The organism is Paenibacillus lignilyticus, assembly GCF_017942085.1.
In the GTDB taxonomy this organism is placed as follows: domain Bacteria; phylum Bacillota; class Bacilli; order Paenibacillales; family Paenibacillaceae; genus Paenibacillus_Z; species Paenibacillus_Z lignilyticus.
This window is the reverse complement of record NZ_JAGKSP010000023.1, coordinates 34,950-60,060: the sequence shown is the minus strand read 5'-3', so window position 1 is coordinate 60,060 and position 25,111 is coordinate 34,950. Positions and strand designations below refer to the sequence as shown.

General features: G+C 52.1%; 14 protein-coding genes and 1 rRNA gene. 2 read left to right on the top strand and 13 right to left on the bottom strand.

Translation table 11 applies throughout. The features are described from left to right. From I8J30_RS29410 to I8J30_RS29365, 10 genes are all read right to left on the bottom strand, one after another. Nucleotides 1-113: ribosomal RNA gene (locus I8J30_RS29410) — 16S ribosomal RNA — on the bottom strand; the annotation flags it as partial. 378 nt (nt 114-491) lie between these two features. Beyond that, nucleotides 492-2,534, bottom strand: a complete 2,043-nt coding sequence (gene ligA / locus I8J30_RS29405) for an NAD-dependent DNA ligase LigA (protein ID WP_240548470.1) — start codon at nt 2,532-2,534, stop codon at nt 492-494. Between the two features lie 29 nt (nt 2,535-2,563). Further along, complete coding sequence (pcrA, locus tag I8J30_RS29400) at nt 2,564-4,939, bottom strand: DNA helicase PcrA (protein WP_210664004.1); 2,376 nt, start codon at nt 4,937-4,939, stop codon at nt 2,564-2,566. 199 nt (nt 4,940-5,138) lie between these two features. Continuing rightward, a complete protein-coding gene (gene pcrB / locus I8J30_RS29395; protein ID WP_210664003.1) occupies nt 5,139-5,852 on the bottom strand; it encodes a heptaprenylglyceryl phosphate synthase in 714 nt (237 codons plus the stop codon). 45 nt (nt 5,853-5,897) lie between these two features. Continuing rightward, nucleotides 5,898-6,266, bottom strand: coding sequence for an STAS domain-containing protein (locus tag I8J30_RS29390; protein ID WP_210664002.1), 369 nt, complete (start codon nt 6,264-6,266; stop codon nt 5,898-5,900). Nucleotides 6,267-6,296: 30 nt separating this feature from the next. Continuing rightward, nucleotides 6,297-8,471: an ATP-binding SpoIIE family protein phosphatase gene (locus I8J30_RS29385; protein WP_210664001.1), complete on the bottom strand. Its 2,175-nt coding sequence runs from the start codon at nt 8,469-8,471 to the stop codon at nt 6,297-6,299. After that, the gene (locus I8J30_RS29380) at nt 8,468-10,324 is read right to left on the bottom strand and encodes an AfsR/SARP family transcriptional regulator (RefSeq protein ID WP_210664000.1); all 1,857 of its coding nucleotides are present in this window, start codon (nt 10,322-10,324) and stop codon (nt 8,468-8,470) included. Before I8J30_RS29380 ends, I8J30_RS29385 begins: the two co-directional genes overlap by 4 nt. 219 nt (nt 10,325-10,543) lie before the next feature. Then, nucleotides 10,544-13,093: a U32 family peptidase gene (locus I8J30_RS29375; protein ID WP_210663999.1), complete on the bottom strand. Its 2,550-nt coding sequence runs from the start codon at nt 13,091-13,093 to the stop codon at nt 10,544-10,546. A gap of 148 nt (nt 13,094-13,241) precedes the next feature. Beyond that, entirely contained in the window at nt 13,242-15,137 is a 1,896-nt protein-coding gene (locus tag I8J30_RS29370) for a stalk domain-containing protein (protein ID WP_210663998.1), read from the bottom strand. 34 nt (nt 15,138-15,171) lie between these two features. Continuing rightward, nucleotides 15,172-16,287, bottom strand: a complete 1,116-nt coding sequence (locus tag I8J30_RS29365; protein ID WP_210663997.1) for a S1C family serine protease — start codon at nt 16,285-16,287, stop codon at nt 15,172-15,174. 244 nt (nt 16,288-16,531) lie between these two features. On the opposite strand from I8J30_RS29365, the gene I8J30_RS29360 reads away from it, so the two are divergent. Continuing rightward, complete coding sequence (locus I8J30_RS29360) at nt 16,532-17,500, top strand: sugar phosphate isomerase/epimerase family protein (protein WP_091225049.1); 969 nt, start codon at nt 16,532-16,534, stop codon at nt 17,498-17,500. A 150-nt stretch (nt 17,501-17,650) separates the two neighbouring features. Here the strand turns inward: I8J30_RS29360 and I8J30_RS29355 are convergent, their stop codons facing one another. Beyond that, nucleotides 17,651-17,866 carry a hypothetical protein gene (locus tag I8J30_RS29355; protein ID WP_210663996.1) on the bottom strand — a complete coding sequence of 72 codons (216 nt, stop codon included), beginning with the start codon at nt 17,864-17,866 and terminating at the stop codon, nt 17,651-17,653. Nucleotides 17,867-18,213: 347 nt separating this feature from the next. On the opposite strand from I8J30_RS29355, the gene I8J30_RS29350 reads away from it, so the two are divergent. After that, the gene (locus tag I8J30_RS29350) at nt 18,214-19,824 is read left to right on the top strand and encodes a nitrite/sulfite reductase (protein WP_210663995.1); all 1,611 of its coding nucleotides are present in this window, start codon (nt 18,214-18,216) and stop codon (nt 19,822-19,824) included. A 148-nt stretch (nt 19,825-19,972) separates the two neighbouring features. Here the strand turns inward: I8J30_RS29350 and uvrA are convergent, their stop codons facing one another. Both uvrA and uvrB read right to left on the bottom strand, forming a co-directional pair. Beyond that, nucleotides 19,973-22,858, bottom strand: coding sequence for an excinuclease ABC subunit UvrA (gene uvrA, locus I8J30_RS29345; protein WP_091225046.1), 2,886 nt, complete (start codon nt 22,856-22,858; stop codon nt 19,973-19,975). A 71-nt stretch (nt 22,859-22,929) separates the two neighbouring features. Continuing rightward, nucleotides 22,930-24,933: an excinuclease ABC subunit UvrB gene (gene uvrB / locus I8J30_RS29340; protein WP_210663994.1), complete on the bottom strand. Its 2,004-nt coding sequence runs from the start codon at nt 24,931-24,933 to the stop codon at nt 22,930-22,932. Between the last annotated feature and the right edge of the window lie 178 nt (nt 24,934-25,111).

Below are 25,111 nucleotides of genomic sequence, written 5' to 3'. Positions count from 1 at the left end.
GTTACTCACCCGTCCGCCGCTAAGCTATCCCCGAAGGAATAACTCCGCTCGACTTGCATGTATTAGGCACGCCGCCAGCGTTCGTCCTGAGCCAGGATCAAACTCTCCATAAAAGTGGTAAGCCCGAGGGCTTGGCCATTTTTAAGAATTCGCTTGGTAGCTCATTCAAAAAACTAGCTTTGCGAAACGTTAATTTCGCGATATTTAAAACAATTGTTGAATCTGACGTGATTCATATGTTCAGTTTTCAAAGAACTTGTTTGTCTCACTTTCGTGGTGACAAGTGATTATGTTACCAGCTTCGTCATCATGTGTCAACAACTTTCTTGCTTTCTGTCGAAAGCTGTATGTTGTTGTTGCCGTATGCCTCAGAAGCGACAAGAAACAATTTAACACATCGGAAAACCCAATGCAACTTGTAAAAAATGACAAAGGAGCATGCCCTCTACAGCCCGCGTAGAATTCATGCTCCTAATCGTTTACCACACTAATTACTGCAACAGCTTAAGCAGCTCTTCTTCATCCTCAATCACGGTTACTCCAAGCTCGCGCGCCTTCGTGAGCTTACTGCCCGCACTTTCACCGGCGATGACGAAGTCCGTCTTCTTAGACACGCTGCCGCTGATCTTGGCACCGAGCGCCTCCAGCTTCTTCGCCGCCTCATCGCGCGTCATCAGGGAAAGCGTTCCGGTAAGCACGACGGTTTTGCCGCTGAATATGCTGTCCGTCCGCGCCGCCTCTTGCTGCTCCGCCTCTGCTTTAACGCCAAGGGCCAGCATGCGATCCAAGCTCTCCGAGATAATCGGATCGCTAAAATACGTATAAATGCTTTCCGCAACGATGCCGCCTACGTCAGGCAGCCCTATGAGTTCCTCTACTGTTGCAGCCCTTACAGCGCTTAAGCTGCCGAAGTGGTCCGCGAGCATCTTCGTTGTCGCTTTGCCTGTATTCGGGATTCCAAGAGCAAATAGGAATGCCGCGAGATCACGATCTTTGGACTTCTCAAGCGCATCAAGCAGCTTGCGCGCCTTACGATCACCGAAGCGATCAAGGCCGATCAATTGCTCATAGGTCAGAGAATAGAGATCCGCAGGGTCGCGAACGCCGCACTCGTCGAACAGCTGCTCCGCCGTCATAATGCTGAACGATTCGATATCCATCGCATCACGGGACGAGAAATGGGTAATCCGGCCGATCGTCTGCGGTCTGCAGCCAAGCTTATTGTTGCAGAACAGATGCGCCCCGCGCAGCTCCAGCGGCGTTCCGCAGGAAGGGCACTCGGTCGGCGCTATGATCTCTACGCCGGGCTCATCGTCGGCTTTGCCCAGAATCTCCGGGATGACGTCGTTGGAGCGGCGGATCATTACATGCGTGCCCAGCGCGAATTTGAGATTCTTACGTTCTATATCACCGATATTGTTGAGCGTACAGTTCTGTACCGTAACGCCCGCGAGATCGACAGGCTCGACGCGTGCGACCGGCGTGATTTTGCCGGTACGGCCCACTTCCCAGGACACAGACTCCAAGATCGTCGTGGTCTCTTCCGCCTCGAACTTAAACGCGACAGCCCAGCGCGGGAATTTATCCGTATAGCCGAGCGCCTCGCGCGTCCGCATGTCCGTCAGCTTCACGACTGCACCGTCGATGAGGAAATCATGCTCACCGCGTCCTTCGGCAACGCGTTCAAGCTCTGCCTGCACCTCTTCGATCGTCGTGCAGTAGGTCGTATAAGGATTAACCTTAAACCGGTTATCCTTCAGGAATTGGATCATCTGAGCGTGCTGTTCAAAAGATACGCCTTCGGCGTACCCGATATTATAGAAGAACGCGTTCAGCTTCCGCTCTGCCGTAATCCGCGGATTCTGGTTGCGCAGCGCCCCAGCTGCCGCATTACGCGCATTCTTGAGCGGCTCGACAGCCGCTACATTGTAAGCTTCAAGCACGGAAAGATTCATAATGCCTTCGCCTTGAACCTCAATGATGCCGTCCTTGAACGGTATGGTCAGCGGGATGGAGCGAATCGTCTTCACTTGCGCAAGAATTCCCTCGCCGACAACACCGTTGCCGCGAGTCGATGCTTGCACGAGATTGCCCCCGTCGTAAGTCAAATTAAGCGTAAGACCGTCAAATTTGAGCTCGATGACATAACCGGGTTCGGGCAGCGGCGTTTCACTCGGATTCTTGGTGTTATAATCTGCGATTGCTTTCTTCACCCGCGTATTCCAAGCGAGCAGATCCTCGGTGTCCTGCGCTTTATCAAGACTCCAGAGCCGAGCGCGATGACGATGAGGCTCAAAGCCTTTCAAGATATCGCCGCCCACACGCTGCGTAGGCGAATCCGGAAGCAGGCTGCCTGTCTCCTGCTCCAAGCGTACCAGCTCGTCGTATAGCTCATCCCACTGTTTGTCGCTGATCGTCGGCCGATCCAGCGTGTAGTAGTTGTGATTGTGCTCCGCAATGAGGTCTATCAGCTCGCGCATTCTCGCAAGCTTCATCGGCTCGATATTAGATCCCGGTTCCATCGCAGTCGTCATAGACGTTCTCCCTCTCTCGTTCAAATTACTTATACCTTCGTAATCGGTGCAAAGCTTGCAAGCAGCTTCTTCAGTCCGACCGGAGCCGGGAATGCGATTTGAAGCTCCTTGTCATTGCCGGTACCCCGGACGGAAACAATCGTGCCGATGCCCCACTTACCGTGCGATACTTTATCGCCGGCCACAAACTCGCCGCCTGCTCCCGCCCCTGCCGCTGCGCCTGATGCCGCGCGCGCCGCATCCATGGGCGAGGTAACCCGAACGCCGCTGCTGTTACTGCCCGTTCCGGACAGCGATCCCGAGCGCGCTGCCGGGGATGGCGCACCGCTGCGGAATCCAAAGCCAGTTGAACCCGAAGCTCCGGCGCCGCTTGCGCCAAAACCACCGGTACCTCGGCTTCCCGAGCCAAACCCGATGCCGCCGCCTGCCGGACGGCCGCGTCCGGTTGCCGACGCATCCGTCTTCAGTTCATCCGGAACCTCCCTAAGGAATCGCGAAGGCATATTCGCATTCGTCCGACCAAACAGCGTGCGCATCCGCGCGCTTGTCAGATAAAGCTGCTTCTCCGCACGCGTGATCCCAACGTAGGCAAGCCTGCGCTCCTCTTCCAGCTCTTCGTTATCATTCATTGCCCGACTGTGAGGAAATACACCTTCCTCCATGCCGATAATGAATACGATCGGGAATTCAAGTCCCTTGGCGCTATGCATCGTCATCAGCACGACAGCATCCTTCACGCCGCCTTCCGGCTCGTCTTTATCCATGGAGTCGATATCTGCTATAAGGGCAAGATCCGTTAGGAAGGACACCAATGATTTGTCTTCATTACGCTTCTCAAAGTCCTGCGTCACAGAGAGAAACTCGTCGATATTCTCCAGGCGCGCTTTCGACTCCAGTGTATTCTCACGATGCAGCTCCTCACGGTAGCCGCTAAGTTCCAACACCTTCTCCGTCAACTCTGTCACGGACAAGTATTCGACCATACGCGTTAAGTTATCAATAATATCGCGGAATTCCGCAAGCGCCGTTCGAGCACGCCCTGTCAGGTCAAGCCAGTCCAACTGCTCCAGCAGCGCAAAGACCGAGATCCCGCGCAGGCCCGCTTCGTCGAACAGCTTCGCCACTGTCGTATCGCCGATTCCCCGCTTTGGAACATTCACAATCCGTTGGAAGCAGATATCGTCATCCGGGTTCGAAACAAGCCGCAAGTACGCGAGCAGGTCTTTGATCTCTTTGCGATCATAGAACTTTACGCCGCCGACGATTTGATACGGAATATCGGATTTAATGAGCGTTTCCTCGATTACCCGCGATTGCGCGTTCGTCCGGTAAAGAATCGCATGATCGCCAAACTTCCGACCGCCGCCCACATGTTTGCGAATGGCTCCTGTCACGAAATATCCTTCATCATGCTCCGTATCTGCTTGGTAAACGGTAATCGCTTCACCCTCGCCTTGATCCGTCCACAGCTTCTTCGGCTTCCGGCTGCTGTTAAGCTTAATAACGGCATTGGCTGCGTTCAAGATATTCGCGGTGGAACGATAGTTCTGCTCCAGCATGATCGTTTGCGCTTCCGGATAGTCTTCCTCGAAGTTCAAAATATTCGTAATATCCGCGCCGCGCCACCGGTAGATCGATTGATCGCTATCCCCTACGACGCAAATATTGTGATGTTTGTCGGCCAGCATTTTGCACAGCATGTATTGCGCTCTGTTCGTATCCTGATACTCATCGACATGAATGTAGCGGAATTTGTTCTGGTAGAACGCAAGAACATCCGGCTCGTCCTTGAACAATTGGATGGTCTTCATGATGAGATCGTCGAAGTCCAGCGAGTTGTTGCTCTTCAGACGCTTCTGATAAGCGGTATACACCTTAGAGACGATGCCGTCAAAATAATCCCCGATCTTCAGCTCGAACTGCTCCGGAGAAATCAGCTCATTCTTCGCCCCGCCAAGTGCAGCCTGCACACTCTTCGGCTCGACTTTCTTCGTATCGATATTAAGGTCCTTCATACAGTTGCGGATGACCGACAGCTGGTCGGCGGAATCCAAGATAGAGAAGCTGTTCGTAAAACCGATTCGGTTAATGTCTCTGCGCAAAATACGCACACACATCGAGTGGAAGGTCGATACCCAAATATCTTGACCGGCATTACCGACCAGCGCACTTACGCGCTGCTGCATTTCTCGTGATGCTTTATTGGTAAAGGTAATCGCCAGGATGCTCCATGGCGCTACTCGCTTCTTCTCGATTAAATAAGCAATACGGTGCGTAAGCACGCGCGTCTTGCCGCTTCCCGCTCCTGCCATGATGAGCAGCGGCCCGTCTGTTGCTTGCACAGCTGCACGCTGAGGCGCGTTCAGTTTCTGAACAGCCTGGTCGATGCTGAATTCGTTTAACATAGAGAAAATAAACCCCTTTGTTCGCATTTGTTCGCCTTACTTCAGTCTAGACAACCGCCATGACGGTGTCAATTACAACCGGGCAGATTGCAATCATTTTCCTGCAAATAAAAACGGCCTCCGAAATGACGATCCGCGTGTTCATTCATCAGCCGATTCGTTTCGAAGCCGTTCTTGTTCACTTTCGCTATCCTTTGCATTACTTGGGCAGTTCCACAGCTAACACGGCCTCCACCGTTGAGAGCGCCGCCTCCAGATCATCGTAGATGACATTGCCGACGATAACCGTATGCGCTGCCGCTGCCGCCTGTCTTGCTTTTGCCGCATCATCAATGCCGCCGCCATAGAACAGCCTTGCTCCCGTCACGAGCCGAAGGGCCCGCTTCACAAGCTCCATGTCGCCGAACTTGCCGCTGTACTCCATATAAATCACCGGCAAATGCATCAGACGATCTGCCATATAAATGTGAGCAGCCACCGTCTCGGAGTCAAGCGCTGCCCGAGCCCCTGTAAGCTTCGCCGCTTGAGCTTCCTCGTTCAAGATCAGATACCCCTCTGCCGAGGTGTTCTCCCAGGGGATGAAAGCCCCGAATTTACGCAACGCCTGTATTTGTCTGCCTGCGAGCCACTCCGCCTTATCGGTATTCAGCACAAGCGGAATGAAATAATGGTCAAATCCCGGCACGGCTGCCTCTTCATTCGACACCTCAAGCGCACAGGGCACCTCATACCGGCGAATCCGCGACATCAGATCAACTGTATTGTCAAACGTAACACCGCTTGATCCGCCCACGATGATAGCGTCGGTTCCGGACATGCAGATGGCATCGAGCCGCTCATCGCTGATTTCACGTTCCGGATCCAGCTTAAATACATGCCGCCATTCGTTATAAATTGCCGATTGCAGTTCCATGTTGCCCTCCGCCTAATCTAGATATCCTGCCATCCTTAAGCCAGACTACAGCTCAAGCGCCTCAATTCGCTGCATAACGGCAAATTCATTGGGATAAATCATCATAAACTCCGTTAATCCTACCATGCGGAACAGCTTCTCGTAATGGGGCGTAATGCCCCATGCGAAAGTATGCACGCCGGCTTTGCTGCCCATCCGGGCGAGCCGGATCAGTACAGCCATCCCGCCGCTGTTAATATAATCGACTTTCGTCAGATCCAGCGCCAGAAAACGGATGCTTCGGCCGAGCTCCGACTCTTGTTCGAAACCCGCGATCAGCCTCCCCTCGGCCGCCTTGCTCAAATCGCCTTCCAACTTCAGTACCATCCCGCTTGGGAATTTCCGCGTTTCAATTTGCAATGGTTGTTCGCTCATCTTCTCAAGCCTCCTCGTCCAGGTCATCCGTTATCCGCTAGAAGCCGTTTGTAATTTTCTCATAAAATAAAGCTCTGTATAAAATCCACGCTCATCCCGGCCTGTCGTCCAATAATCAGCCAACGAATCAATCATAACCAGTCCCCAGCCTCTTGGGTCCTCCGATTCCAGCTTCTTGCGCATCTCCGCTTCATCCCGGGAGAGCCTTGGATAATAGCCGCCGCCTTCATCATAAATACGGCAAACGGACAGCATGCCGCCGATTTGGGCGATGACGGTAACGTATGTATTCGGCTGCAGCTTGTTGCCATGTTCAATCGCATTGATCATCGCTTCGCACACGGCGCTCTGGACATCCTCTTTAATCCCGCATTCCGGCCATCTCTCTTGAATCCAATCTCCCAGCTTCAAGGCGATAATCCGCTCCTCGCCAAGCTTGCTGCGCAAGGACCACTCGCGCGTCATAAACGGATTGTCAAACGCAGCCGCCACGTCACCGTAATCGCCCCGCGGAAGATCCAATTTATCCAGCGCGCTGCGATATTCGCCCGCAAGCTCCAGAACGACGACGGTGCGATCGTCTTGACCCGGTCCGCATGCCTGATCGACACGCGAAAGCCACTCATCCACGACGGCAGACAAATCGCCATCCGATTCCCAAGTGGCAATCTCCGCTTCCAGTCCTTCGAAGCTGTACATTTTGCCGGTTCGGTCGATCGCCTCAATTAATCCATCCGTATAAAGCAGGAATCGATCCCCGTCCTTCAGCTGTAACTCTTTCTCCTCGTAGACCGCCTCAGGGTCAATCCCGATCGGAAGCGAACTGCACTCAATCGCGGTGAACTGCCCGTCCTTGGCAATGATGTATGGAGACAGATGTCCCGCGCTGGCATATTGCACCTTATTATTAGTTAAATCGATAACGCCTACACCGATGGAAACACAGCCTTCTTCCCCCATCGCTTCACATAGCTGCCGATTCATGCGGGCAAGCACTTCCGAAGGGCTGCCGTTTCTCCGAATTTCAGAGCGGAACACGAGCAGCTGCGCCGACATAATAAGTGCCGCGGGCAAGCCTTTGCCTGACACATCGCCGATCATGACTGCAAACCGGCTCGGGCCAAGCGACACCACATCGAAGAAATCCCCGCCAACCTCGCGATACGATTGGCAGCGTGCTGTAATATGATAAGCGCCTATCGTTAGATTTCCGGGCGGAAGGAGCTTCTGTTGCACATTGTAAGCCATTTTCAATTCCCGCTCCAGTGATTCATATTCCCGATTAATCCGATTCTGCAGCTCGCTGTATGCCACCGCAAGCTCTCCGGCCTCATCATGAACAACAGGCGCTGTATGGGCATGCCGGATATCCGTTCCGCCGACAAGCCCCCGAATATCCCGTATCAGGCCTCTCAGCTCCTGCCTAAATTGCATCGTCACATAACTGAACAAACTTAAGCCGATTAGGAAATAAAACAAGGCAATCAGTCCGAATTTGTAGGGCTCCATCGATTCATGCGGCCTTGCTGTCACTATGGCCAGCTGAAACAGACTCAGAATCGTCACCAGAAACGTGCAAGTGTACGTAATAACAAGCGGCTGCGAAACCGACGCCCGTCCGTCAAAGCTGCCGGAAAGCGGCTGGAGCTTCATCATATAAGGGCGAAACAGCCGACGCACGGAAGTGAAGAGCAGGAGCGCCACCGTCATGATGAGACTTTGCTCCCCCGCCATAATGCCGGTCAATTGCAGCCAATCGATGTATTCGTCTTTGTCTTCATCATTCCACACCTGGATAATATCTGCCAAATGAAAGCTTGCCGAGATCAACAATCCGAGCAGCAGCACACTGACCAAAAGCTCATACGGCATCCGGTACAAACGAATGAGAGCCGTACTCGTCAAACCGTTGTCCCGTTGTATCCCCCTCACCGTGGAAGATGACGCATCTTCCCGGAGCTCCCTTATGACCGGCTGCAGCCGCCATGCCGACGCACAAACAAGAAGGACCGCAAGCATAACCGCCCCAATCACGTTCACGATAAACGGAAAAGGGAACATCGCTTCGAAGTGAGAGACCAACATGGTTTCCGCACGCAAAATCATTAAACTGAGCACAAGCGCGATGACATAAATGAGCAGCAGCCGATTAAGCAGCGAGCGTCCCGCATAGGAAGGCCGATTCTTATTCTTTGTCGTCGTCAATTCCATAGCAGGCTCCTAACCTCTTCAAGCGGTTCACTGCCCAGTTCCTCTTTGCAAACGCGCTCTAAGCGGCGGTACCAGCCGATCGCTTCGATTCTCCGATCTCCGCGCAAGCAAAGCCGAATCATGGCCTCGTACGCTTCTTCCTGTTCGGGCCGCAGCGCAATCCATTCGGCTAAGCACTGCTCCACTCTTGCCTCGTCATGCAATTCACCGTAATAGCCGGCTATTCGCTTAATCATATTCGTCTGCCGATCCAAGAGCTGCTCCCTGACTCGCTCAAGCCATTCGGCATAGGGAAGCTCCGTTCCAAGCAGGCCGTAGAGAGGCAATGCTTTGTCATATAAGCGGCAAGCCTCTTCGCGGTCATCCATCCAGAGCTGGTCGCCGACACGAGAGAGCGTCAGATAGCTTTCCACATCGATGGCTTCAAAGGTTAACTCCGTGATGCCTACGACGCCGCGTTTGGCATACACAAGATCTTCCGGCATGCCGAGCTCTTTCAAGGAGGAGCGTAAGTCGTGAAGGGTGACATAAAGCTGATTGGAGCGTTTAGCGGGATCGCCTTCACCGAAAACCCGTTCAATGACCTGCTCTCTATTCGCCTTGTAACCCGGTTGAAGCAATAAATAGACGAATAATTCTCCGGCTTTGCGCCGCTTCCATATCGGTTCAGCCAGTTTGCCTTCCGGCGTGCTGAAGCTGATCCCGTCAATGAGCTGCACCCGCCACTTTGCCGTTGCCGTTTCAGCGGCATGCTCCTTATCGTTGACATGATCGTTGTCGCTTGCAGGCAGTGGCTCTGCGCTCTGCTGCATGTCGTCTTTTATAAGCAGCCCGGCCCCCAACTGCTGATCCAACTCGGTTAGCTGCTGTTGTTGAATTTGTTCTTGCGCGAAGAACGTGATCGTGTGCGCTTCCACATTCGCCTGTTCTTGCATGGACTGCTTAAGCTCTGCTGCCAATCGGTCAATCGCAGGCGTGGAGACTAGTTTACGCAGCCGATCCAGCTTCGGATAGAATTGTTCCGCTTGAGCAAGCTGTCCCTCTTGAAGCAGCCGTCTCAATCGGGCTCCGCTGGCGAAGATCGTGTTTTCGATATCCTCCGTCAAATCTGCAGGCAGGTTCTCGTCCGGCTGCTGCATCAGAATGGCTTTGCTCAAATAAGCGAAACGTTCCGGAAGCATCGCACACAGCTCCGCGGCCGGCTCCTTGCTCGTCAGCAAATGTACCAGCACCGCACCCGACGTGTTGTTCGCCATATGGCGCTTGAGCCAATGCAGCCATAGCTGCCAATCGGGATGCTCCTTCTCGAGCGGATCAAACAACAGCCGATCGAGCAGCACAAACCCCATCCATATCGGCTTGCCTTCTTCTCTGAAGCGCTCGGCGGACATAATAAACAGACGCTGCGCCATTTCATAATTCGCAGAGCCGTTGGCTGCCGCATGGGCCAGTGCCCACGGTACAAACCCGCTGCAATTCTCCGGGTTCCGTTCCCACTCCTGTGCCAGCAATGCCATTACGGGCTTGGACTCCTGCTTATCGCCTACCTGCTCATACAATAGACCCAGCATCGCCATCATCGTCAGCATCGAGGAATCATCCGCTTGCGCGGCAAAACCCCGAAGCGCCGCTTCCAGTCTTTGCTTGGTTTCGATTAGTCGTCCCCGAAGCAAACCGTCCTCGCATTCAGCGCGAAGCAGCAGCGGCGATTTCATTCTTATATCAGCCGGAATAGCCAACAATTGCGTAATAGCGGGCATTTGGCCATCCAGAATCGTCTGTTCCGCCTTCAATACTTCCATGAGCCAACCGTCCTGGTTGCTCTTCACCTTGTTAGGTTGTTTCATTGGTTATCCTCACCAAGCCCATCTTATTCTCGAGTTCCGACAGGTACAAATGACATATCGGCACGAAATATACACAACATGAATTAATGCTACTATTCGCCCCCCAATCCCGAAAACCTCCCTGACTGTCGAAATATGAAAGAAATTTGTAAGGGAAGAGTAGGAAATAAAGACTATATAAGAAAAGAGAGGCCGCCATATAGCTGCCCCTCTGCGTATTTATTTGACCAGCTGACCTCTTGTAACGCCGAGCTGATTAATGGCTTTCAAGCTGCGCCATACTTGCGTACCGCCAATTCGTCCTGCGATGGCGTCGCTGTACAGCTCAATAACCTCATCCACTTTGTCAGCGGTCTCTTCCAGAAACTCGATCCGGAAAGAGGCTACGCCAAGATCACCAAATTGTTTGATGTATTCCGCGCCTGACTGCTCGATGGCGTTATAGACCGTATTCCGGCAGCCTTCATCGACGCGAACCGGATGAGACATCCCGATTCGATCTTGCAGCGACACGCGGCGATCTTCGCACGGTCTGCCGCAGTTGGTGAAATCCGTGCCTTCGCTGAGGAACGTACAGTACACGCAATGCTCCGTATGGAACATCGGCAGATGCTGATGGATCACGACTTCCATGCGCGACGTATCGCTGTTGCGAAGCAAATCGAACATTTGCTGTACGTTCAAGTCATAGGACGGAGTTACCAAGCTGCAGCCGGCATCGAAGAACAGATCCGCTGCTTTATGATTCGCGATATTCAGCGAGAAGTCCCCGATCAACGTCGGGAACGGCTCATTCGGCTTGGAAGCGCGTGCCCGCAAATAGTAATACAGCGCACCCGTATTCCGTACCAGCACGGCATCCGGCTTCAGCTTCAAAATATTCGCATGGTAGCCGTTCTCGTTCGGCATATGAATCCGCGGCGTCACCAGCCCGATCGGCTTGCCCGCGCTCCGCGCAAGTTCCATCGCAGCCGGAAGCTGCTTGATGAACTCGAAATCGGCATAAACCATGCCGACTTTCTCGGAGCGAACCGCAGCTTCAAGCTGCGGCAAGCTGCGGCAGAGCACCGTCAGCTTTGCCCCGGCGCCGCGGCCTGCGGCCGCAAGCTCGCCACCGGCGCCGGCGCTGCCTGCGCTCGCGCCGCGGCTGCGCACGTCGTCGTAAACCTCGACGGCGCGCTTCACATACACGGGCGGCTTCGGCCGCTCGCCCGCCAAAGCCTCGGCCGCTTCGCGGCGCATCCGGTTCAGCTCGCGCATCGGCACGATGAGGTCGCCTTGCAGGTCGACCTCCAGCGCCTCGAGCTGATAAACCGTGCCGCCAAGGCGGCCCAATTGCTCTTCGAGCAGCGCTTGGTCCATCGGACGTTTCTCCGCGTGCTCAAGCAGAAGCTCGGAGGCAATTTCAACCGTATTGCCCTTCTCGACATCCGTCCACCACGTGCGAAGCGGCTGTCCGAGCTCGCCGGTCACTTTCACATGCAGCGGGAATACGCGGTAAGGCTTCTCGGTTTCATACGAAGCACGAAGACGTTTGTCCAGCGCGGGATCGTTTGTTTTCCAAACCCGATCGCCTACATGAACCTTGCGCAGGTCGATATCATTACGCCCCGGCACCAGTTCAATCACTGTGCCTTCTTGTGCTTCGCCTTCGAACTTCGTGCCTTGTCTGCGCAAATCGTAGACACGGCCGCCCTCTTCCTTCTTCGTCGGATCCCCGGCGTCGAATACAATCCCGTCGCCGCGTTTAAGCGGCGCTTCGATCCGGCAGACAACCGCATCGCGAAGCACCCGCTCCACGCGTCCCAGATAGACCCCGCGGCTCTTCGGGAATGTGCCTTCCACGAGCTTCTTGTTGTTGGTGCCGGTCAAGAAGCCATGCGTAAACCCGCGCGAGAAGCTCTGCTGCAGCTCGCGCAGATCTTCCTTCGAAGGAGCAGAACGATCCCCATCGAAATATTTATCAATCGCCTTGCGGTATTTGCTTACCACGTTGGCTACATATTCAGGGCTTTTGAGACGACCTTCGATTTTGAAAGACGCGACTCCCGCTTCGATCAGTTCCGGTACAAGCTCAACAGCTGCAAGATCTTTCGGAGAAAGCAGATAAGTAACATCGCCCATCAGCTTCTGCTCGCCGTCTACCATCAGATCGTACGGAAGCCGGCAAGCTTGCGCGCATTCACCGCGGTTGGCCGAACGGCCGCCCCACATCTCCGAGGTCAAACATTGACCGGAGTACGATACACATAGAGCACCATGAACAAACACTTCCATTGGAAGTTTCGCTTGTTCGCCGATCGTCTTGATTTGCTTTAAATTATTCTCGCGGCCAAGCACGACGCGTTCGATATCGAACGGTTTCGTGAACTCTACCGCTTCCGGAGACGTAATCGTCATCTGCGTCGAGCCGTGAATCGGGAAATCCGGCGACAGCTCGCGAATGAGCTTCACCAGTCCGAGATCCTGCACGATAACCGCATCCACGCCCGCATCGATACAAGCTTCAATCAACTGCTTCGCGCTGTTAAGCTCTTCTTCAAACACCAATATATTAAAGGTCAGAAATCCTTTAACGCCATAGCTATGCAGGAAGGCCATAATCTCCGGAAGCTCGTCCGTATGAAAATTGTTCGCCCGCGCGCGCGCATTGAATTTCTCTACGCCAAAAAAAACAGCGTCGGCTCCATTTGCCACAGCTGCCCTCATACAATCCCAATCGCCGGCCGGTGCCAGCAGTTCGACATCTTGCCGCTTGATCATTACCATCTTGACTTCCGCCATCCTTATCTATCAATCACTTATTTGTTTTAAGTGTACCAGAGCTTTGGCCTAAACAAAAGCGACCCCCCGACGCAAAAGCCGCTCCCCTCCGAAATATTTCCGGTTGGAAGCGGTGCGCGGCGTGTACGATTCTTTAATTTTTGAATGCGAAGGAGTTAATAACTTCCTCAAGTTTACTGCGATTGATCTCGGTGTCACTTGCTTGCATGATGACATAAGACAGGACATAGGTGAAGCCGTCTTTCTCTATCACATAGTAAACACCTGTTTGAGGCGAATCCGATTTCGTGAAATCCACAACAATTTTCTTGGCAGACAGCCCATTGCCGAGTGTCGCCGTCGTGTTGGTGCGCAGTTGGGCACCAAGTTTCACCATATCGGCATCTGTAGAGTAAAACTGCTGCGCAGATGAGGCATAATCGGAAGCAGAGAAATCCGTTAGGATATTAATTTCGAATATGCCGTATGGAATGGAATAGAGAATATCTTCTTTCTCAAAATCCTTCTGATCGCTTTTCCAGCTCTGCGGCAGCTTGATGGAATAACCGTACTTCTTGCTTGTTTTCTGAACCGTCAGTTTCTCCAGCTCTTCGGAATCCTCTAATTCGCTGAAGTTCTTCTCGATATAATTGGTATCGATATTAATGGAGCCCACGATTTTACGATATAACGCATCCCCTGCTGAGGCATCTTCATTCCAGGAATAATAATTGATCTCATATTTATGGGAACCCGCAACCAAGAGAACATCATGAACTTTTTTCCAATTTTTCTTGTCGAGGGTGTACTCAAAGCTCAACACTTGTGCAATCCCATCGGCCAATACAATGGTTGATTCATTGATGTTCCGCAGATACTCGGGCTGGAATTCCTCTTGCAGATCCTCATGAATTCGTTTCAGCCACGCCTGAGCCGTGTCTCCTGCACTCAAAGAACTAACCTCGAAACTCAAAAATCCTTCTTCGCTTTGGAACGTAGGTGTCGCAGCTTCCGTATCGCGATGCCAGTCTACCGGCAGTGCGACCGACAACCCGTAATCCTTATCGATGGCCGTCATATAACCGTCTTTTACCTTGGTAATGTCTTTCAGGCTAACGTCATTTGCTGCGAAAGAGGGTTTGAAACTGTTCAAGAGATCTTGATAGGCATCCAGCTTATCACGGGAATCGGCTTTAACGCCTACCGCAAAAAAGTAAATGCGATTTCCAACTTGAACCGCGCGGTTATCAAAGTACCACCCGTTGCGTTCTTTACTGATGATTCGTTCGACGCTTAAATCCCCAAGCGTGAGCGTTTTCTTCTCAACGGCAAACTCATCCTCAGCGAAGTATCCAATAATATGATCGCGAAGTTCTTCGCGGGTATAGGCCTGATCCACGTCATCCACAAATACGCTGACGCGACGGTCATCCTGTGCGGAAGCCCACTGTGTTGCGCTGCCGTTATCGGATTGATAACTAAGCACCAAATCCGAAGGATAGTTCATCGTCCAGCCATAATAGCTGTCGCCTACCTTCGTTTTGCCTGCATCCGAGTTAATACCGCCGGTGTTTGAGCCCGTTGATGTGCCGGAAGCGTTGGCTTTAACGCCGTTAATCGTGATTTGGTTGCCGCTCAGCGTCAGCTTGGCGCCAAATGCAGATACGATGACGCGAAGCGGAACCATCGTAACGCCGTTCACGATTTTCGGCTCTGCCGTCAAGGTTACCGGTGCACCGTTAACCTTGACGATTTTGCTGCCGATGGTCAGGACAACCTTTGTAGAATTATAAGAGAGCGTAATGATTTTATTGTTCTCCAGCTTTAAGCCGGCTCCGAAAGCTTTAGTAATGACACTTAGCGGAACCATCGTCGTACCGTTCAGCTTGAACGGCTTCTGAATGGCAGACGTGCTGCCGTTAACGGATAATGTCGGGCTTCCGATCGCCAGCTTGATGACCAGCGCCTCTGCTGCCGCTCCTGCGGTGATCGGCATAAGTGCGAATAACATACAAGCCGTAATGAGGATTGCCAGCAATTTCTTCTTCATAGTAAGTGAAGTCTCCCTTATAAGGTGGTAGGTATTATTTGGCTTCAGTCAGCGTTATTTTCTTCGTAATAAGGTCGCCTTCCGACTGGATCATGATTTCGATCTGCTGTCCCGGCAAATAACCTTTGAGCAGTTCGTTAACCTCAACTATTGAAGCCACTTGCTTGCCGCCCACGGAATAGATCTGATCGCCGGGGTGAAGATTTCCCTTCTTGGCACCCTCGCTCCAGACCGATTCGATTTCAAGCGGTTCGGTTGTCGGCAAGCCGACAATGGCCGACCAGCTTTCCTGAAGCTCAACGCCAAGCGATGGCCGCTTCACTTTACCGTATTTAAAGAACTGATTGACTACATAACGCACGGTATCCGTCGGAATGGAGAAGCCCAGGCTTTCGACGCCATCGCTGACAAATTTAAGCGAATTAATGCCGATTACCTCGCCCTTCGCGTTTACAAGCGGTCCGCCGCTATTGCCGGGATTGATCGCCGCGTCGGTTTGAAGCAGCTTGTAGTAGGACGCAATGGAACGATTCATTCCACTCAGAATGCCGGTTGTTGCGGTATTTCGAAGCGAGAACGATACAGGCGTGCCGATCGCGATTACAGGCTCCCCTACTTCGAGTTGAAGAGGCACCGAAGCGAAGGTCGCCGGTTTCAGCTTCGTGGCATTGATTTTGACAAGAGCCAAGTCGCTCGTCTCATCGATGTTGACCCGCTTGCCCGCATACTGCTTGCCATCTGCAGTAACGACGACGATATTCTTCATATCCTTCACGACATGGGCATTCGTCACAATCCAGCCATCCGCCTTCCAGATGACGCCTGTTCCATGCGCTAATGCAAATCGATTAGAATCGCCAATTTCCGTCGGCTTCCCGATGATGCCAACAACGGACGGGGAAACTTTCTTGATGACATCGGGTATCTGCGATTTAGGCGTGTACGCATAGCTGTGTGTCTTCGAATCATAGACTCCGGTACCGCCGAGCGCTTGTGTCATCGCACTCGCCTTAACATAAACCTCTCCATTAATGATCTTCGCATCTAGTGCGGTGGTCGTGGAGCCTCCTGCTGCAATTGCGGTACCGGTCGTTAACAATGCTCCTGCCGTTATCACGGCAAATGCCAATCGCCACCCTCTTCGTCCCATCTGATTCCTCCTACTTTCTCGCTGCTAGTACTTTAGTATGAACTCTAGTAACACTAGCATGATTCTACTATATTTAACCAAAACTAACAATTAGGGGAATATGCTTTGCAAGAAGTCAGTTTTTGTCCACTTACTATGCTTTTTTGGCATTGCAGACGTTGAATCTTAACCTTGCCTTCTGCCCATGCTATAATAAGTAATGCCATTCGCAATACATATCCATTTGGGAGGTAACTATACACGTATGAAACTCGGCGTATTCTCTGTCCTATTCGCACAGAAATCATTTGAAGATGCTTTGGACTACATCGCATCGAAGGGCTTGGATGCTATTGAAATCGGCACCGGCGGCTACCCAGGCAACGCACACTGCGATCCTGACACTCTGCTTGCTGACGAAAGCAAACTCAAAGCATTCAAAGATGCGATTGCTTCCCGCGGCTTGACGATCAGCGCACTGAGCTGCCATGCAAACCCGCTTCACCCGCAAAAAGCGATCGCAAGCGAGCATGATGCTGTCATCCGCAAAACGATCGTACTTGCTAACAAGCTTGGCGTTTCTGTTGTAAACACATTCTCCGGCTGCCCTGGCGACCATGAGGATGCAAAATATCCGAACTGGCCGGTTGCACCATGGCCAAACGATTTCCAAGACATCTTGAAATGGCAGTGGGAAGAGAAAGTCATCCCTTACTGGAGCGAGATCGCGAAGCTAGCTACAGAAAACAACGTCAAAATCGGTTTGGAGCTGCACGGCGGCTTCTCCGTTCACAGTCCTGCAACGCTGCTTCGCCTGCGTGAAGCTTGCGGCGATGCAATCGGCGCTAACCTTGACCCGAGCCACATGTGGTGGCAAGGAATCGATCCGGTACAAGCGATCCATATTCTTGGACGTGCCGGCGCGATCCACCACTTCCATGCGAAGGATACGACGATCGACACGAACAACGTGAACAAGCACGGCGTAACGGACATGCAGTCTTATGCACTGATGCTTGACCGCGCTTGGCAGTTCCGCACAGTGGGTTACGGTCATGATATGAAAGTATGGGCTGATATCATCAGCGCACTACGTCTTGTTGGCTACGACTACGTTGTCAGCATCGAGCACGAAGACGGCCTGATGTCCGTTGACGAAGGCTTCACGAAAGCTGTTCAAAACCTGCAATCCATCCTCATCAAAGAGCCGCTTGGCGAGATGTGGTGGGTTTAATCCATACCGAAGAAACGCCGGCCTTTATGGCCGGCGTTTTTTTGGTTTTACGAGTTAAGTGTTGAATTTGAGCACAAAAAAAGCCGCTCGGCCTTCTTGCACACGGTGCGCAAGAGCCGAAGCGGCTTATATCGGTACGGCTGCCATCCATTACTGCAGCCAGACTTTGAAAATCATAACGTAGTTCGCGAACAGGAATACGAGCAACGATACGGTTGTAAATCCGATTGCGAATACATTTTTCTTCGGGCGAGCCATGAGCAAACGAACCCAGCCGATGAAAATAACGATTGTAAATAACAGCATCATAATATCCATTGGATCGAACTTTGAGATTGTCGCTGTAGCGTTCTCAGCAAGAAACATTGGTGAAGACCTCCTTATTTTCGCACGTAGCCTATATTACTTATGTTAGCCTCATCACGAACTCGATGCAAGCCACAAACGAGAATCGTAACAAGTTTGTCACCATTCATAGAAGTAAAGTATCATGAACGGAAATACTTTCTTATATTTTGCCGATGGTGCATTCATTATAATCAGAGCCTTTGTTACTTATAAATAATCCTTATAGTTGTCCTTTTGCTTCTCATTGTCGCATGGTTTGAATTATGTTACCATTCATAATAGTAATTTCATACGGAAATCGTCGGATTTTCGGACCCTTTAGAGCAGATCAAACCGAGCATAACATTCCTAGGAGGAACGAAGCAATGGCATATGAAGCCGTATGGATGAATGACCCTTCCAAATTAAATAAATTTGAGTTTATTAAAATGGAAAAAGACGGTCTGGATGTAATTCGTACCATCATCGACAAGTATTCGAAGGAAGGATATGCTTCCATTCCCGAAGACGATATGAACCGTTTCAAATGGGCCGGCGTTTATGAGCAGAAGCCCCGTGAAGGCTATTTCATGATGCGTATCCGGATCAATACCGGTATTATTACATCCGCACAAGCACGTGCAATTGCTTCCATCGGCCGCGATTACGGTCGTGATCTCATCGACGTCACTACACGCCAAGCGATTCAATATCACTGGCTTAAAGTCGAAGATCTGCCTGATATCTTTAACCGCCTTGAAGCAGTGGGCTTGTACTCCTACGAAGCGTGCGGCGACTGCCCGCGTACAATCGTTGGAAACCCGCTTGCCGGAATCGATCCGGATGAGCTGATGGATACTCGTGAGCTTGTTGAGCAAGTGAATGATTTCTACCTCATGAACCGTGATTTTTCCAATTTGCCTCGCAAATATAAAATGTCCATTTCTTCTAACATCTATAACAATGCCCATGCAGAGATTAATGACATCGCATTCACGCCTGCAACTAAGGTCATTGATGGAGAAGAAGTTATCGGCTTCCATGTATATGTGGGCGGCGGTTTATCCGCGAAGCCTCATCTTGCGAAAGAACTGGACATGTTCGTTCGTCCTGAGGAAGTGCTTAAGGTTTCGATCGGTGTTACTACGATCTTCCGTGACTTCGGCTACCGCGAGAAGCGTCACCAAGCTCGCTTGAAGTTCCTGATGGCGGACTGGGGTCCTGAGAAATTCCAAGAGAAGCTCATCGAAATTATCGGGGAAATGCCAACTGCAGGCGAAAGCAAGATCGTTGGCTGGAACGCGGTATATTACGATGGCGTATTCCCGCAGAAGCAGCAAGGACTGAACTTCATCGGTCTTAACGTACCGGTAGGTCGGACGAATTCCGATGAGCTGGAACAGCTTGCCGATGCTGCAGACGAGTTCGGTGACGGAACAATCCGTACAACGATGTCGCAAAACATTATGTTAGCCGGCGTTCCGGACGATAAAGTGGAAGCTGCGCTTCAACTGCCTGTTCTGAAACGTCTCTCCCCTAGCGCGAAGCCGTTCATGAGCCGTACCGTTTCTTGCACGGGTAACGAGTTCTGTAACCTGGCAGTCGTAGAAACCAAAGAACGCGCACGCCGCGTTGCAGAGTACCTTGATGAGAGAGTGGAACTGGATGAGAAAATCCGCATTCACTTCATCGGCTGCCCGAACGCTTGCGGCCAGAAGCATATTGCCGACATCGGTCTGCAAGGTGCTCTCGTGAAAACACCTGAAGGCATGGTCGATGCATTTGATATCGCGGTTGGCGGTATTCTTGGACCTGGCGCTAAGTTTAACGAATCGCTGAAAGGCCGCGTCAAAGGCGACGACCTTGGCGGCGTGCTTGCACAGCTGCTGCTGTTCTACAAAGAAGACCGCGAATCCGGCGAATCGTTCCACAACTTCGTGAAACGTGTAGGCGTGCCGGCGTTCCAAGAGAAACTCACTGCTATTTTGGCAAGCTAATGGTTAACGGCCCGAAGGATTATCCTTCGGGCCGTTATTTTATGTTCGGAGTATGAAAGAAAGCCCCTAAGGCTACACCGATGACCTACCGAAATCTATCCATTCGGCAGATCGCCTCTGTAGCGCCAAGGGGCTTATTGTTTGTCACTTATTCTTCAATGCCTGCAGCAACGCTTTGTACTTCTCGCTGTTGTGCAATCGTCCGCTCACGGTCGCGCTCCAGAATCGGCTTCAAGTAACGGCCTGTATAAGAGCCCGCAACTTTCACCACTTCTTCCGGTGTACCGGTTGCTACGATGGCACCACCGCCATTGCCGCCTTCCGGACCTAGATCCAGCAGGTAGTCGGCTGTCTTGATGACGTCGAGATTGTGCTCGATAACGAGTACCGATTCGCCCGAATCCACCAGTCGGTGCAGGACGACCAGCAAACGATCGATATCATCGACGTGCAGTCCCGTTGTCGGCTCATCGAGGATGTACAGCATCTTGCCTGTACTGCGGCGATATAGCTCTGCGGCGAGCTTCACACGCTGTGCTTCGCCTCCGGAGAGCGTCGTTGCCGGTTGACCCAGGTTCATGTAGCCAAGGCCAACATCAAGCAGCGTCTGCAGCTTCCGGTGGATACGCGGCACATTGCGGAAAAACTCCGTAGCGTTCTCAATCGTCATTTCCAGCAACTCCGCAATGCTCTTGCCTTTATATTTCACATCGAGCGTTTCCCGATTGTACCGTTTGCCTTTGCAAATCTCGCAAGGCACGTAGACGTCCGGAAGGAAGTGCATCTCGATCTTGATGATGCCATCTCCGCGGCAGGATTCGCAGCGGCCGCCTTTCACGTTAAAGCTGAAACGGCCTTTCTTATAGCCGCGCACCTTGGCTTCATTCGTCGAGGCATACAGATCGCGAATATCATCGAACACGCCGGTATACGTAGCCGGGTTCGATCGCGGCGTACGGCCGATCGGCGATTGATCGATATCGATAACCTTCTCGATATGCTCAAGTCCCCGGATTTCCTTATGCTCGCCTGGACGGACCTTCGCTTTGTTCAGATCGCGGGCGAGCGTTTTATAGAGAATTTCATTCACAAGCGTAGACTTACCGGAACCGGAAACGCCTGTTACTGCGGTAAACACGCCAAGCGGGAACTTCGCATTCACGCCGCGAAGATTGTTTTCCTTCGCGCCTCTCACTTCCAGCCACTTGTCGCTTGTGGAACGGCGAGTCAACGGAACCGGAATGAACTTGCGGCCGCTCAGATAAGCGCCTGTCAGCGATTGCTCGTCCGCCATCACCTCTGCCGGTGTTCCCATCGAAACCACTTGGCCACCATGGATACCTGCGCCCGGCCCGATATCAATGATGTAGTCGGATGCCAGCATCGTATCCTCATCATGTTCTACGACGATTAGCGTGTTGCCCAAATCGCGCATATGCTCCAGCGTCTGGATCAGCTTATCGTTATCGCGCTGATGCAGTCCGATACTTGGCTCATCCAGGATATAGAGGACGCCCATCAGACTCGAACCGATTTGCGTAGCTAATCGAATACGCTGCGCCTCACCGCCGGAGAGTGTACCGGCCGCACGGTTAAGTGATAAATACTCCAGTCCGACATTAACCAGGAAGCCAAGGCGGCTGTTGATTTCCTTCAAGATGAGGTTCGCAATCAGCTTCTCCTTCTCGGTGAGTTCCAGAGCGTTAAAGAAACGGTCCGCATCCCCGATGGACAGTGAAGTCACATGCGAGATATTCTGGCTGCCAATCGTTACGGCAAGGCTTTCTTTACGCAGACGATGTCCTTTGCAGCCTGCGCATGGCTTAGCGCTCATGTATTGTTCGATATGTTCACGGATGCCGTCAGATCCCGTATCCCGATAACGGCGCTCCAAGTTGTTGATAATCCCTTCGAAGGGCACGAGCGCTTCCTTGGAATGACCGAAGTCATTCTCATAACGGAACCGCACACGCTCCCCGCCTGTACCGTTCAATAGTTTCTTCATATGATCCGCAGTCAGTTCGCTTACAGGTACATCCCGCGGAATGCCGTAGTGAACACATACAGCTTCAAGGAACTGCGGGTAATAGTTCGACGTGCTTCCTGCCCATGCTTCGAAGGCACCTTCTTCGATCGATTTGCTTGCATCCGGTACGAGGAGGTCCGGATCTACGATCATTTTGGCACCTAGTCCGTCACAATCCGGGCAAGCGCCGTATGGGCTGTTAAACGAGAACATCCGCGGTGCAAGCTCGTCAATACTGAATCCGCAGGCCGGGCATGCAAGGTTAGAGCTGAACAACAGCTCTTCCTTCTCCATGACATCAACGAGCACTTGGCCGCCCGACAGCTTCGTCGCTGTCTCGAGCGAGTCGGCAAGACGGCTGTGAATGTCGCTCTTCACGACAATACGGTCGACCACGACTTCGATATTATGCTTCTTGTTCTTCTCAAGCTCGATCTTATCGCTAAGCTCGCGCAGTTCGCCATTCACGCGCACACGAACAAAACCTTGCTTCTGCACGTCAGCCAGCAGCTTGGAATGCTCGCCTTTCCGCCCCGAGACGATAGGCGCCAGAATCTGCAGCTTCGTCCGCTCCGGATATTCCATAATCCGGTCTACCATTTGCTCCACGGTTTGGGAAGTAATTTCGATCCCATGCTCCGGGCAATGCGGTTTCCCTACACGCGCAAATAAGAGACGCAAATAATCATAGATCTCCGTTACCGTTCCGACTGTCGAACGCGGGTTGCGGCTCGTTGTCTTCTGGTCGATAGAGATTGCGGGAGAAAGACCGTCGATGGAATCCACGTCCGGCTTCTCCATCTGTCCGAGGAACTGACGCGCATAAGCAGACAACGATTCGACGTATCGGCGCTGACCTTCGGCGTAAATCGTATCAAACGCCAACGAGGATTTACCGGAGCCGCTGAGCCCGGTCAACACAACAAATTTATCGCGTGGAATCGTTACGTCGATATTCTTCAAATTGTGGGCTCTCGCCCCTTTTATTACGATGGAATCACTGGCCACTGTTTAATCCTCCTAAGAATATAGCACGAACTATATTCGACTTCGTAAGCTATCTATAGCTCCAAACCGCCCTACATGCCCAGTTCTGCTTTAAGTTCAAGCAGCGCATCGCGAAGCTCTGCCGCACGCTCGAACTGCAAGCTCTTGGCTGCTTCCTTCATCTCGGCCTCCAAACGCTGCAGCAGCGACTGGCGCTCTTTCTTGGACATCTTCTCGACACCGACGCCCGACAAGAAATCGTTCTTCTGCTCCGCGGACTTCGTCGCTTCAATAATGTCATGCACTTTCTTGCGGATCGTCGTAGGCGTAACGCCATGCTGCTCGTTATAAGCAATTTGGATCGTGCGGCGGCGATTCGTCTCATCGATTGCCTTCGTCATAGAGTCAGTCATCTTATCTGCATACATAATAACGCGGCCATCGGAGTTACGAGCTGCGCGGCCGATCGTTTGAATAAGCGACCGCTCCGAACGGAGGAAGCCTTCCTTGTCCGCATCCAATATGGATACAAGCGAGACCTCCGGCAAATCCAAGCCTTCCCGAAGCAGGTTAATCCCGACCAGAACATGAAAGACGCCGATACGCAAATCGCGCAATATCGCGAGCCGCTCCAATGTCTTAATGTCGGAGTGCAAGTAGCGAACCTTAATGCCGACATCCTTCATGTAGTCGGTCAAATCCTCTGACATCTTCTTCGTCAGCGTTGTGACCAGAACACGTTCGTCCTTGGCAATGCGATCACGAATCTCAACAAGCAGATCATCGATCTGGCCTTTCGTCTTGCGCACTTCGATTATCGGGTCCAGCAGACCGGTAGGACGAATAATCTGCTCCACCATTGTAGGGCATTTCTCCAGCTCATAAGGTCCCGGCGTTGCGGATACATAGATCACTTGCTTTACTTTATCTTCGAACTCTTCGAAACGAAGCGGACGGTTATCCATGGCAGAAGGAAGCCGGAAGCCATGATCGACCAGTACTTCTTTACGCGCACGGTCACCGTTATACATCGCTCGGATCTGCGGAATGCTTACGTGGGACTCGTCAATGACGACGAGCATATCATCCGGGAAGTAATCCATCAGCGTATAAGGCGTTGCTCCCCGCTCGCGGAACGTTAGCGGACCGGAATAGTTCTCGATCCCGCTGCAGAAGCCCATCTCCTGCATCATCTCCAGATCGTAACGCGTCCGCTGCTCCAGCCGCTGCAGCTCCAGCAGCTTCCCTTGCTCGCGAAGCTCGGCTAGCCGTTCTTCAAGCTCCGCCTCGATGTTCTTAATGGCCACCTTCATCGTATCCTCGTGGGTAACGAAGTGAGAAGCCGGGAAGATCGCGACATGATCGCGTTCACCGACAATTTCGCCGGTCAATACGTCAATCTCCGTAATGCGTTCTATCTCATCGCCGAACAACTCGACCCGCATCGCCCGTTCATTATTGGCTACAGGGAAGATCTCGATAATGTCTCCGCGCACGCGGAAGGTGCCTCGAATGAAGTTAATATCATTGCGTTGGTATTGAATATCGACGAGTTTATGAAGAATGGCATCGCGGGACTTCTCCATCCCTACCCGCAAACTAAGCACGAGCTTCCCGTACTCCATCGGAGAACCGAGACCGTAAATGCACGATACGCTCGCTACGATAATGACGTCGCGACGTTCGAACAAGGAGCTCGTAGCGGAGTGGCGCAGTTTATCGATCTCATCGTTTATGCTGGAATCCTTCTCGATAAAGGTATCCGAGGACGGGATGTAGGCTTCAGGCTGATAGTAATCATAATAGCTGACGAAATAAGAGACCGCGTTATCCGGAAAAAACTCCTTAAACTCACTGCAAAGCTGAGCGGCAAGCGTCTTATTATGCGCGATAACCAGCGTCGGACGGTTCAGCTTGGCGATGGTATTCGCAATCGTATACGTCTTCCCTGTGCCCGTCGCACCAAGCAGCGTCTGATGATGCGCTCCCGCTTCAATCCCATTCGTCAGCTGCATAATCGCGTTGGGCTGATCGCCTTGCGGCGTATAATCCGATTTCAGCTGAAAAAGCTTCTCTTGTCCTTGCTTCTCAAACATTTCTCCTACACCCCAATCCTACGTCTTCTATGAAAATGCCTATTAATTTGTATGCCCAATATACAGGAAAAAAATAGATTGTCCGCTAAAATCATTCTGTTAACAATCGCATAAGAATATGTGTTCCCATATGATGTTTATTATACCGATTAACGGAGGCAGTTGCAACGAAAGCTTA

Excerpts from the sequence above, each read along its gene's own strand:
- ligA (WP_240548470.1), bottom strand. The coding sequence starts at position 2,534 with ATGACGACTGCGATGGAACCGGGATCTAATATCGAGCCGATGAAGCTT.
- pcrA (WP_210664004.1), bottom strand. The coding sequence starts at position 4,939 with ATGTTAAACGAATTCAGCATCGACCAGGCTGTTCAGAAACTGAACGCG.
- pcrB (WP_210664003.1), bottom strand. The coding sequence starts at position 5,852 with ATGGAACTGCAATCGGCAATTTATAACGAATGGCGGCATGTATTTAAG.
- I8J30_RS29390 (WP_210664002.1), bottom strand. The coding sequence starts at position 6,266 with ATGAGCGAACAACCATTGCAAATTGAAACGCGGAAATTCCCAAGCGGG.
- I8J30_RS29380 (WP_210664000.1), bottom strand. The coding sequence starts at position 10,324 with ATGAAACAACCTAACAAGGTGAAGAGCAACCAGGACGGTTGGCTCATG.
- I8J30_RS29375 (WP_210663999.1), bottom strand. The coding sequence starts at position 13,093 with ATGGTAATGATCAAGCGGCAAGATGTCGAACTGCTGGCACCGGCCGGC.
- I8J30_RS29370 (WP_210663998.1), bottom strand. The coding sequence starts at position 15,137 with ATGAAGAAGAAATTGCTGGCAATCCTCATTACGGCTTGTATGTTATTC.
- I8J30_RS29365 (WP_210663997.1), bottom strand. The coding sequence starts at position 16,287 with ATGGGACGAAGAGGGTGGCGATTGGCATTTGCCGTGATAACGGCAGGA.
- I8J30_RS29360 (WP_091225049.1), top strand. The coding sequence starts at position 16,532 with ATGAAACTCGGCGTATTCTCTGTCCTATTCGCACAGAAATCATTTGAA.
- I8J30_RS29355 (WP_210663996.1), bottom strand. The coding sequence starts at position 17,866 with ATGTTTCTTGCTGAGAACGCTACAGCGACAATCTCAAAGTTCGATCCA.
- I8J30_RS29350 (WP_210663995.1), top strand. The coding sequence starts at position 18,214 with ATGGCATATGAAGCCGTATGGATGAATGACCCTTCCAAATTAAATAAA.
- uvrB (WP_210663994.1), bottom strand. The coding sequence starts at position 24,933 with ATGTTTGAGAAGCAAGGACAAGAGAAGCTTTTTCAGCTGAAATCGGAT.